Raw genomic sequence first — 11,421 nt, forward strand, 5'->3', positions numbered from 1 at the left:
CGGATATTGAGCATGGGGATTTCTTATTAGAGACGGCACGATAAAGCATTTATTTAATAATTCATGATGATGCTCATCAATTTTAGTATACAAACTCTGATAATATTCTAAAATTTTAATTTTTATACTAATAAATATTTGAAATCGCTTGCAGTTCCTATTTTTTTATGTTATTCTATATAAAATAGATGCAATCATGTTTCTAAATCTAAAAAGATAAGGAGAAATTATGGAAAAAGAATCATTTAAACTTCCAGGCTTTTCATTGTATAAATTGAAAGTTGGATTAGCATCAGCAACTCTTCTATTTGCCTTTTCACAAGCTTCGCATGTTTTTGCAGACCAGGTTGGCACACCACCTTCAAGCAGTATAGCAAAAACTGAAGCAGTAAGGTCTCCGATTGAAGCTGCTGGTACTGAAATTGCTGCTGATACGACGAAACCTGTTGTTGAAGAATCTACAGCGAAACCAGGAGATTTGATCGATGTCTCAAAAAATGTATCACCTGTTGATGTCAAAGAAAGTCAAGAAGGCAATCAAACAGTCCGTGTAGAAACGTCGACTGTTGATGTTACAAAGACAGAAGTGGCTCCGGCAAAGGTTGATAAGGCGCCAGAGCCAATAACTAGACGTACTGAAAATACTTTATCTGGCACAGATGAAAATGGGAATCCCTATACGCAGTATGAGCGAGTAGATAAGACTACAACTATTACCTACACCTCAACGCCACCAACTGTGACAAAAGCTGGTTCAGCTGATATTGTATTTGTTGTCGACCGTTCAGGATCGATGGGTGGCACAATTGATATTGTTCGTGCAAATATTAATGAATTTGTGCGAAATATTACTAAAGAGGGGATTACAGCACGTTTTGGCTTGGCAACATTTAGTGATGAAGTCTACGGCCGTAATTCTGGCAGCAAAGATGAAGATACGGTTCTAACACGGTTTGGGTTTGGGTCATCTTATTTTACAACTGATCCGGCTGAGCTCGAAAAAGCGTTAGCTGCGATTCGTATAGCTAGTGGAGGAGATACTCCAGAAACACCAACTCCTGCCCTGAACCAGATTATTTCGACCTATGATTGGTCTAAGTCATCTAAAAATAAGAAATTCGTCGTTTTATTAACAGATGCTGAAATGAAAGAAGACCCTTCAATTCCAACGGTTGCTGATACACTTGCGGCTTTGAAAGCTGCTGGTATAGAAAGAACCGTAGCAACGGTAAAAGCGATTGAGGGAATTTACAAAAATTTTGCAACAGAAGGCAGAGTGCTTGATATCGAAAATAACCTAGCTGATGCTCTAACAAAAGGAACCACTTCATGGATTGTTGAAAGTGTCAATGAAGCTCGTTACTATAAAATCATAAAAGATAGTTATCAATTCTATCTTGAGCGTCGTACTACAATGCCTACATCTACCGTCTATCATGTTCAAGCACCAACACTTTTGGCCAAATCTGAACAGTCTCTTCCTAAAACAGGAAGTAGCGAAAAGGCAGTCTATAGTGTTGTGGGGCTTGGTTTGCTTCTGACTGGATTGGGGCTAGGTATTAGTGTAAGAAAATCAGAAGAACAATAACCATCTGCTAAAAAATGAATTTCCCATTAGAGGGGTTTTGAATAAAACAAACACCAGAAACGAAGACACACGTTCTCATTTCTGGTGTTTTTCATTACGGTGTAACTTCTTCGTCTTTTATATTGACAACGCCATACCAATTTGCGTAATAGGTCTTTCCTTTGTAGTTGACAATAGTTTCCCTATAAAGTTCACCATACTCACCAAAGTAATAGTAATACTTGCCAATCTTAAAAAGACCGTTTTCATAAGCTGTTCCATCTTCACCAAAGTAATAAGTATATTCAGAGTAACTAACAAATCTGTTTTTAACCATTTCTCCGTTAGAATCAAAGAAGTATAGTTTGCCATCAATAGTGTAAGTATTGATGACCCTTCGTCCTTTTTCGTCAAAATAATAGACCTTACCTGTTGGGCTAGTATAGAAAGAGTTTTTTAGATTCGTCGGAATTTGTTCTCCTGGATCATCCCGAACTTCGTATATAGATCTATTAGGATCAAGTGCATAGTATTTACCCTTGTAAAGAACGATTCTATTTCTAATCCTTTCACCAGTTTCTTCATCAATAGAGCTAGGAAGGTCACGCTTAGGAGCTTCCGGAACCTTGATAGGTCCTGGATCATCAAAGATAGTAGGGTCGTCCTCAATATCTGGTACACTAGGATCGTAAATACCAACTTCACGTCTAGAAACCCAGTCAGGGATTGACTTGTTCTCCGCTCGAACTGTTCCAGTGGAAATCAAAGCAGCGGCTAAAGTCGCAGCAGAAGCGAGAGAGAGGCCCAGCCAATAGCGGCGGTTGAACATTGCTTTGGTGTTCTTTTCTTGTCTCATAGCAAATCCTTTCTATGCAACTGTTACTATAAGATTAAAGAATCTCATTTTTAACAGTTAGGTTATGTTATTTCTATAAAATTATACCTCTGTAACATTTCTATAATATTGTAATATTATTTCATTTTTATAGAGATTATATTACTAATTGGTGATAAAAACAAACAATCATTAGATAATATGTAAACGTTTACAAACATCGTTTTTTATGCTATTATTATAGGGATGAAAGGAGAATGCCTATGATGAAAAGGTATAAATTGCTATTGGCGCTTGCCTTATCATTACTAGTTTTTTGGCCATTGGGAGCCATAAAAGCAGATTCGGTTAATCAGCCGCCAGAATCTGCTAACCAGTCTGAACAAGCAAGTGCAGCAGTTGTAACGGACTCTTCTGATAGTGGTGTAGGGGCTAGGGGCACACCAAGTCAGGATAGTCAGATTGCTGCAAAAGCTCTGACGGTCTCTGATACTTCGGCAGTTGCAGGTACTGAAACGGCTGCTTCAACCCAAGAAGCCAATACTGGTAATTTAGTAGAAGATTCTGCCAAACCAACGACCGCCCAGTCTGCAGAAGTTTCCTCTACTGCCAATCAAGATCAAGGTCAGGCTGAGACTGATGCGCTGCTGGCTTCTAAGAGAGTCCAGCAGCTTGTGGCGGATATGACGCTTCGTCAGAAGATTACCCAGATGCTGATGCCAGATTTCAGAAAATGGCAGCAAGAGGGCCAGGCCTCTCAGTCTGATATGACGGAGCTGAATAAAGAGGTTGCAGAAGCGGTTGATAAATACGACTTTGGCGGAGTTATTCTTTTTGCTGAGAATGTGAAAGGAACTGCTCAAACCTTAGCCTTGACGCAGGCTCTGCAGCAAGCAGCTATCAGTAACCAAGCTAATAATGGCAAGTTGCCGCTTTTGCTCGCGATTGACCAAGAAGGTGGTATCGTCTATCGTTTGGGCAGCGGGACTGCTCTTCCTGGCAACATGGCAGTTGGTGCGACGCGTGATCCAGAATTAGCCAATCAAGCAGGTCAAATCATCGGACGAGAGCTATCGGCTCTAGGTTTGAATGTAAACTTTGCTCCTGTTTTTGATACAAATAACAATCCGCAGAATCCCGTTATTGGTTTGCGTTCCTTCTCTTCTGACCCTAAGGTGGTTGCCCGTTTGGGAACGGCTATGATGGAGGGGATTCAGAAATATAATGTCGCAGTAGCGGCTAAGCATTTCCCTGGGCATGGTGATACGGCGGTAGATTCTCACACTGGTCTGCCTCTGGTAGATAAGTCCTATGCGGAGCTAGAAGCGCTGGAGTTGCTTCCTTTCAAGGCTGCCATTGACAAAAACGCTGATATGCTGATGACTGCCCATATCCAATATCCTCAGATTGAAAAAGACACGGTTATATCTAAGCAAACTGGGGAAACCATCTATATCCCTGCCACCTTGTCTGATGACATTATTACTGGCATTGTTCGCAAGAAATTTGGCTACAAGGGTGTAGTAGTATCTGATGCTATGGGCATGGATGCAATTGCCAAAAACTTCGGAGAATCTGAAGCGGCTATCATGGCTATCAAATCAGGTGTAGATGTGGTGCTGATGCCAACCGTCTTACGTAGCAAGAGTGATTTAGCTAAAATCGATAAGATTATCAACGATATTGAACAGGCAGTTCGGAGAGGCGATATTCCAGTCAGCAGATTGGATGAGTCAGTGACTCGCATCTTGAATCTAAAAGAAAAAAGAGGTATTTTAGACTTTGACCCATCTGAACGTACCCAAGCTAAGGCTGAAGCAACTGTTGGCTCAGAGTTTAACAGAGATACTGAACGAAAAATCGCTGCTAGTGCAGTGACCGTAGTTAAAAACGATGATACTGTTCTGCCCTTTAAGGTCAAATCTGGCGACAGAATTTTGATGCTAGCGGCTTATGACGATGAAGTGCCTGGACTAGAGCTGGGTGTCAAGCGTCTGATAGCGGACGGAGTGATTCCAGCAGGTGTCACATACGAAGCGCTAAACTACAACAAAACAACCAAGTTAGAAGATTTGAAAGGGAAGATTGACCAAGCAACTCACCTAGTCTTGATTTCTGAAATTGGACGTCAATCTCAACTAGCCAGCGATTTTTGGCTGACAAGAGTTCCGACAGAAGTCGTGGACTATGCAAATGCAACTGGAAAACAAGCAGCTATAATGAGCATTTCTAAACCTTATGATGTAGCGAATTACCCTAATGCCAAGGCTATTGTAGCAGTTTATGGAAACAAGGGCATGGATCCGACTGAGTCTCTGAAGCCTGACAATGCCTTCGGCCCTAATATCCCAGCTGGTGTGGAAGTCATTTTCAATGGTCAAAATCATGTTGGGAAGTTACCGGTAAATGTGCCGCTCATCAAGGACGGTATCATGTCAGAGACAGAGGTGGCCTATCCTATAGGGCATGGTCTCTTTTATACCGATCCAGTTAAGGATATAAAGGTGAATATCCCTGCATCTGCTCAGCTAGATCAGCCTTTTACGGCTACCGTTACCCTAGGTGGACTAAACGGTTTAGAAAAAAATGACTACCGTCTTGCCCTTAAGATGGATACTCAGCACTTCAGCATTCTGCCAAGTTCAGGCTATACCATCTCTGGTGATACTGTTTTGATTTCTAAAAAAGCCAACGATACCAATCCGGTTGAGATTGGCTTGAAAGGCTTAGTAGAAGGTCAGTTCAGTCCAGTGCTTTCCTTGACCTTGATTGACAGTCAAGACAGAGAATTCAGCATGGGAGAAGGTTATTACAAGGAGCTTGTTCAGATTGCTGCAGCTGGGCAGAACACGATTCCAGACCAACAAACTCCTTCTCAGTTGAGTTTGCGTTCTGTTGAACCTGTAAGTTCTCGTCGGCAGCTAAGTCAGCAGGCTGCACAGTTTAATCAGCTTCCAAAAACAGGAGACAGCAGCAGTTTGTTCTTAGTCTTGCTGGGTGCCTTGTTCTTGTTTGGGGCTGTCTATCTGTATGACTTGTCCTCTCGCTGACTATAAGCAATAAAAGAACGAGCGAGCAGTGTTGAAGAGCTCACAGTTTTACTTATTCTTGATAAAATAACAAAAAGGAAGAATCCAAAGCAAGTTTGCGGTAAAAGCGGATTCTTCTTTTTTTGCTTGGAAATTTGCAGGAATGCGGTAACAGAAAGCTTTGTGTATTTCCTAAAAACACACGGGCTTGAATATTTTACTCATCTGTCATCGGTTTACTATTTACTTTTTATACGCTTTTTGGTATAATAGTTCATGTTATAAAATGTAACATCAAAGGAGGTTCTATCCATGAAAGCATCAAAGTGGTTGATTGCGACTGGAGTCGCACTGAGTGCCGGGCTATTGCTAACGGCTTGTAGCCAGTCTTCATCTAGCACAAATAATTATACTTACGTTTATAGTTCAGACCCTGACAGCTTGAACTATCTTGCTACAAACCGTGCAACGACAGGTGATGTCATTTCCAACCTGGTTGATGGACTTTTTGAAAATGACAAGTACGGGAATCTGGTTCCCTCTATCGCGAAGTCATGGACAGTTTCTAAGGACGGTCTGACCTATACTTATAAGCTGCGTGATGATGCTAAATGGTACACATCCGATGGTGAAGAATATGCAGAAGTAAAAGCTCAGGACTTTGTGACTGGCTTGAAGTATGCAGCAGATGAAAATTCTGAAGCTATTTATCTCGTTCAGGACTCTGTGAAGGGCCTGGATGCTTATATCAAGGGTGAAGATAAGAATTTTGACAATGTTGGTGTCAAGGCTATTGACGACCATACATTGCAATATACTCTGACCCGCCCTGAGCCTTACTGGAACTCTAAAACAACCAGCACAATTCTCTTCCCAGTCAATGAAGAGTTTCTGAAAGCAGAAGGAAGCAATTTTGGCTCTGTCAAGCCATCTAGCATCCTCTATAATGGTCCTTACTTGCTCAAGTCTCTGACTTCCAAGTCTGTGATGGAATTTGTCAAGAACCAAAACTACTACGACAAAGACAATGTCACTCTGGATAGCATCAAACTGACCTACTATGATGGAAATGATCAGGAAGCGCTGATTCGTAACTTCAGCGATGGCGTTTACAGCACAGCTCGTCTCTATCCGAATAGCTCAGGCTTTGCTTCAGTCAAGAAGAAATATGCGGACAATATTGTATATAGCCCGCAGGATTCTACTTCTTATTACTATAATTTCAACTACAACCGTCAGTCTTACAATCATACTTCTAAAACAACAGATGCTCAAAAATCTGCTACTAACGAAGCAATCATGAACAAGGACTTCCGTCAGGCTATCAATTTTGCCTTTGACCGTACATCTTATGGTGCGCAAGGAAATGGTGAAGACGGAGCGACTAAGGTCTTGAGAAATACATTGGTACCACCTAGCTTTGTCCAAATTGGCGACAAGGATTTTGGAACTGTTGTTGGAGAAAAATTAGTCAACTATGGCAACCAATGGCAAGGAATTGACCTCTCTGACGCTCAAGATCCTTACTACAATCCTGAAAAGGCTAAGGCGAAATTTGCAGAAGCGAAGCAAGCCTTGCAGGCTAAGGGAGTTGAATTCCCAATTCACTTAGATATGCCAGTTGATCAGTCTAGCACGATTGGCGTTCAATGGGCTAGCTCAACCAAACAGTCTATCGAATCAGCTCTTGGAGCGGAAAATGTCGTCATTGACCTGCAAAAGATGAGCACAGACGATCTTAATAATATCACTTATTTTGCTAACTCTGCTGCTCAGAAAGACTATGATATGTCTACTGGTGGCTGGACTGGTGACTATCAAGACCCATCTACCTACCTTGATACTCTCAATATCAAGAATGGCGGAAGCTTGCAAAACTTTGGATTTGAACCAGGTCAAGACAATGATAAGATTAAAGAGCTAGGCTTGGATACTTATACCAAGATGCTGGAAGAAGCTAATGCTGAAACCAACGATGTGCAGTTGCGTTACGAAAAGTATGCAGAAGCGGAAGCTTGGTTGCTAGATAGCGGCTTGATTATTCCGACTGTTTCACAAGGAGCAACACCGTCTGTTACTAAATCAGTGCCATTTACAAAAGCCTACTCACCAGTTGGTGTCAAAGGTTCAGGCTACAACTTCAAGCTGACTCAGCTTCAGAAGGATGTTGTAACGACCAAAGAATACGAAGCGGCTAAGAAAAAATGGAAAGAAGAAGCTACTGCGGCAAATAAAAAAGCCCAGGAAGAACTTGCTGACCACGTTGAAAAATAAAAAATGATTAACTTAGCGACATTGGGGCTGGATTTTTCCAGTCCCTTTTTGAATGGCTTGACTAAGGTTTTTGTAGTAAAATAGAAAGAAATACTGGAAGGAAGTGAAAGTGATGAAAGTAAGTATTTATAGTGCATTGCCTGAGAAAGAAAAGCAGGTATTGTTTGAATTAGTTCAAGAGTGTAATAAGGCAGACGGAGGCTATCGACTGCCCTATCTGGATAATAATTATAATGCAGATCCTGAAATGCCAGCCTTCTTCTTGGCTGAGATGGATGGCCGAACCATCGGCTTTTTATCAGTCTACGCGGATGAACCTGACCAAGCTGAGGTGTCTCTCTATGTTCTGCCATCGTATCGGCGTCAAGGTGTGGCTTGTCAGCTTCTGGCTGCTTTTTCCAAAGTAGCTGATAAGTATGATTTGACCGAGATTGAGTATGTAGCAGAGCAGGCCTTTTTGAATAATCATCCTGATTTTGTTCGGAGATTTGATTACCAAGAGGATGAATCAGAAATCTGGCTGGCACAGTCTGCTCAAACTTTTCCTCTGGAAAAGAGAGAAGGGATAGAAGTCTTGCAAGGAAGTTTGGACTTGGCAGAGGAAATTGCTGCTTTTCAGTCCCAAGTCTTTGAGACACCGCTTGATGTTTCCTTGAAATATGCCAGAGAAGCCGTCAGCAGCGCATCCAGCTTGCTCTATATCTTGAAGAAAGATGGTAGAGTTGTAGCTTCTATATCAGTTGATACGGATTTTGGAACCAATTATTTCTTTGGATTAGCGGTTGATCAAGATTTTCAAGGGCAGGGGCTAGGAAGCTATCTCTTGCTTGCAAGTATGCAGGATTTGAATAAGCTCAATGGACAGGAGTTTCAGATTGTCGTAGAAAAGCAGAATGCCCGAGCTTTGAAACTCTATAAAAAGCTAGGCTTCAAAGAGATGACAGAGGTTGTTTATCTAAAAGAAAAATAGCAAATTTTTCTCAGAATACTCATTAACTTAAAAGGAGAGACTGGCTTCTTACAGCTGGTTTCTTTTGTTCTGCCTTGGTTTATGGTATAATGAGACGATATGTAAAGAAGGAAAATGTTATGAATATTCAACAATTGCGTTATGTGGTCGCCATTGCTAATAGTGGGACCTTTCGAGAAGCAGCGGAAAAAATGTATGTCAGCCAGCCTAGTCTGTCTATCTCTGTCCGTGATCTGGAAAAAGAGCTAGGTTTCAAGATTTTTCGTCGGACCAGCAGTGGTACTTTTCTGACTCGCCGAGGAATGGAATTTTATGAAAAAGCTCAAGACTTGGTCAAGGGTTTTGATGTTTTTCAAAATCAATATGCCAATCCTGAGGAGGAGCGGGATGAGTTCTCAATTGCCAGTCAGCACTATGACTTTCTACCGCCTTTGATTACACAATTTTCTCAGACCTATCCTGAGTATAAGAACTTCCGAATTTTTGAGTCAACAACTGTGCAGATCCTAGACGAAGTCGCGCAAGGCCACAGTGAAATTGGCATTATCTACCTCAATAATCAGAATACCAAAGGCATTATGCAGCGGGTGGAAAAGCTAGGCTTGGAAGTAGTGGAGCTAATTCCTTTTCAGACTCACATTTACCTGCGGGAAGATCATCCTCTGACTCAAAAAAATGAGCTAGTCATGGAAGATTTGGCGGCTTTGCCGACTGTTCGCTTCACCCAGGAAAAGGACGAGTATCTCTATTATTCAGAGAACTTTGTTGATACCAGTGCCAGCTCCCAGATGTTTAATGTGACAGACCGTGCGACTTTGAATGGGATTTTGGAGCGAACCGATGCTTATGCAACTGGATCTGGCTTTTTGGACAGCAATAGTGTAAATGGTATTACTGTCATCAAGCTTCGTGACAACTTGGACAACCACATGGTCTATGTCAAGCGTGAAGACGTGGAGTTGACTCAGGTCGGAGAAGACTTCGTATCAGTTATGAAAGAGTATTTTGCGCAGAAAAAATAAAGTATGAAAAGAAAAATTATTATTCCTTTTGCAGTCTTGGTTCTTATTGCTGTGGACCAACTGGTCAAGTTATATATTGTCGGCGGTTTTAAGCTGGGGCAGGTCAAGAGTTTCATTCCGCATCTGGTGAGTCTGACCTATCTTCAGAATACCGGCGCAGCCTTCTCCATGCTGGAAAACCAGCAATGGCTCTTTACCTTGGTGACATTTTTGGTCATCGGTGGAGCTGTTTACTACCTCATCAAGCACCTCCATGCCTCAAAGTGGATGCTGTCCGGACTGACCTTGGTGATTGCTGGCGGTTTGGGGAACTTTATTGACCGGATTCGGCAAGGTTTTGTCGTGGACATGTTTCAGTTAGAATTTATTAATTTTGCTATTTTCAATGTGGCGGATATGTATCTGACCTTTGGTGTAGCTATTTTACTGCTGATGATTTTGAAGGAAGAAAAAGATGGAAGTAAGAATTGAGGCTTCGATAGCTGGTCAGCGATTGGACAAGGCGGTCGCTGAGCTGACAGACCTATCCCGTAGTTTGGCCAATGAGCAGATTAAGGACGGCCAGATTTTGGTCAATGGACAAGCTAAAAAAGCCAAATACGCTGTCAAAGAAGGCGATGTCGTTTCCTATGAACTGTCTGAACCAGAAGTCGTCGAATATGTGGCAGAGGATATTCCGCTAGAAATCGTCTATCAAGATGAGGACGTGGCAGTCGTCAATAAACCGCAGGGGATGGTGGTCCATCCTTCTGCGGGCCATACCAGCGGCACACTGGTCAATGCCCTTATGTACCACATCAAGGACCTCTCTGGCATCAACGGAGTACTCCGACCGGGGATTGTCCATCGGATTGATAAGGACACTTCTGGTCTTCTCATGATTGCTAAGAATGACCAAGCCCATGCGGCTCTGGCTGATGAGCTCAAGGATAAGAAATCCCTACGCAAGTATTGGGCTATAGTTCATGGAAATTTGCCTAATGACCGTGGAGTGATTGAGGCACCGATTGGCCGCAGTGAAAAAGACCGCAAGAAGCAGGCTGTGACGGCAAAAGGCAAGCCGGCTCTGACGCGTTTCCAAGTCTTGGAACGTTTTGGTGACTATACCTTAGTTGAGCTTCAACTGGAAACAGGCCGAACCCATCAGATTCGCGTTCACATGGCCTACATCGGACATCCTGTGGCTGGAGATGAGGTCTATGGACCGCGTAAGACCTTGAAAGGGCACGGCCAATTTCTGCACGCGCGAACTTTGGGCTTTACTCACCCTCGAACTGGTGAAGTGCTGGAATTTACAGCTGAAGCGCCAGCCATTTTCCAAGAAACCTTAGACAAGCTGCGACAAGAATAGGTGGGTTTGTTCATTGTTAAAATACAAATTTTCCTTTGACCGCTTCAATCGCGGTCGTTTTTATTATTGACTTTCAGTCTGTCTCGCTCCGCTAGGTGCGAGACAAATAAACCACCCGCTATGCGGGTGCGCATCGAAGGTTATACCAAAAAACTCCCAACGCGATACAATAAAGGTGTTCAAGCTAATTGTGAAGCGAAAGGAGAAAAATATGGCGCAAAAGGCACATAGTTTATCACACACAAAGTGGATGTGTAAATATCACATTGTGTTTACACCTAAGTATGGACGAAAAGTTATCTATAATCAATACCGAAACAGTTTGGGAACCGACATTTTTGGTCGGAAGGTTATTACGTGAGTACAGTAGGCC

At 42.3% G+C, this 11,421-nt stretch carries 8 protein-coding genes and 1 pseudogene; 8 read left to right on the forward strand and 1 reads right to left on the reverse strand.

The annotated features are described in order from the left end of the window. Window positions 1-229: 229 nt before the first annotated feature. Window positions 230-1,588 carry a vWA domain-containing protein gene (locus tag HMPREF9389_RS03425; RefSeq protein WP_002930301.1) on the forward strand — a complete coding sequence of 453 codons (1,359 nt, stop codon included), beginning with the start codon at window positions 230-232 and terminating at the stop codon, window positions 1,586-1,588. Between the two features lie 94 nt (window positions 1,589-1,682). On the opposite strand, the gene HMPREF9389_RS03420 is transcribed toward HMPREF9389_RS03425, so the two are convergent. After that, window positions 1,683-2,423: a hypothetical protein gene (locus tag HMPREF9389_RS03420; protein ID WP_002930302.1), complete on the reverse strand. Its 741-nt coding sequence runs from the start codon at window positions 2,421-2,423 to the stop codon at window positions 1,683-1,685. A 236-nt stretch (window positions 2,424-2,659) separates the two neighbouring features. Here HMPREF9389_RS03420 and HMPREF9389_RS03415 point away from each other — a divergent pair, with 236 nt between their 5' ends. The 7 genes and pseudogenes from HMPREF9389_RS03415 to HMPREF9389_RS12180 all read left to right on the forward strand — a co-directional run. Beyond that, the gene (locus HMPREF9389_RS03415) at window positions 2,660-5,452 is read left to right on the forward strand and encodes a glycoside hydrolase family 3 N-terminal domain-containing protein (RefSeq protein ID WP_002930303.1); all 2,793 of its coding nucleotides are present in this window, start codon (window positions 2,660-2,662) and stop codon (window positions 5,450-5,452) included. A 291-nt stretch (window positions 5,453-5,743) separates the two neighbouring features. Continuing rightward, window positions 5,744-7,705: a peptide ABC transporter substrate-binding protein gene (locus HMPREF9389_RS03410; protein WP_002930304.1), complete on the forward strand. Its 1,962-nt coding sequence runs from the start codon at window positions 5,744-5,746 to the stop codon at window positions 7,703-7,705. Window positions 7,706-7,817: 112 nt separating this feature from the next. Then, complete coding sequence (locus HMPREF9389_RS03405; RefSeq protein ID WP_002930305.1) at window positions 7,818-8,675, forward strand: GNAT family N-acetyltransferase; 858 nt, start codon at window positions 7,818-7,820, stop codon at window positions 8,673-8,675. A gap of 119 nt (window positions 8,676-8,794) precedes the next feature. Further along, window positions 8,795-9,697, forward strand: coding sequence for a LysR family transcriptional regulator (locus HMPREF9389_RS03400; protein ID WP_032906521.1), 903 nt, complete (start codon window positions 8,795-8,797; stop codon window positions 9,695-9,697). Window positions 9,698-9,700: 3 nt separating this feature from the next. Continuing rightward, window positions 9,701-10,168: a signal peptidase II gene (gene lspA / locus HMPREF9389_RS03395; protein ID WP_002930307.1), complete on the forward strand. Its 468-nt coding sequence runs from the start codon at window positions 9,701-9,703 to the stop codon at window positions 10,166-10,168. Further along, window positions 10,152-11,048 carry an RluA family pseudouridine synthase gene (locus HMPREF9389_RS03390; RefSeq protein ID WP_002930308.1) on the forward strand — a complete coding sequence of 299 codons (897 nt, stop codon included), beginning with the start codon at window positions 10,152-10,154 and terminating at the stop codon, window positions 11,046-11,048. Before lspA ends, HMPREF9389_RS03390 begins: the two co-directional genes overlap by 17 nt. Before the next feature lie 211 nt (window positions 11,049-11,259). After that, window positions 11,260-11,379, forward strand: a pseudogene (locus HMPREF9389_RS12180) (IS200/IS605 family transposase); the annotation flags it as partial. Window positions 11,380-11,421: the final 42 nt, after the last annotated feature.

Source organism: Streptococcus sanguinis SK355 (assembly GCF_000212855.1).
Classification (GTDB): domain Bacteria; phylum Bacillota; class Bacilli; order Lactobacillales; family Streptococcaceae; genus Streptococcus; species Streptococcus sanguinis_A.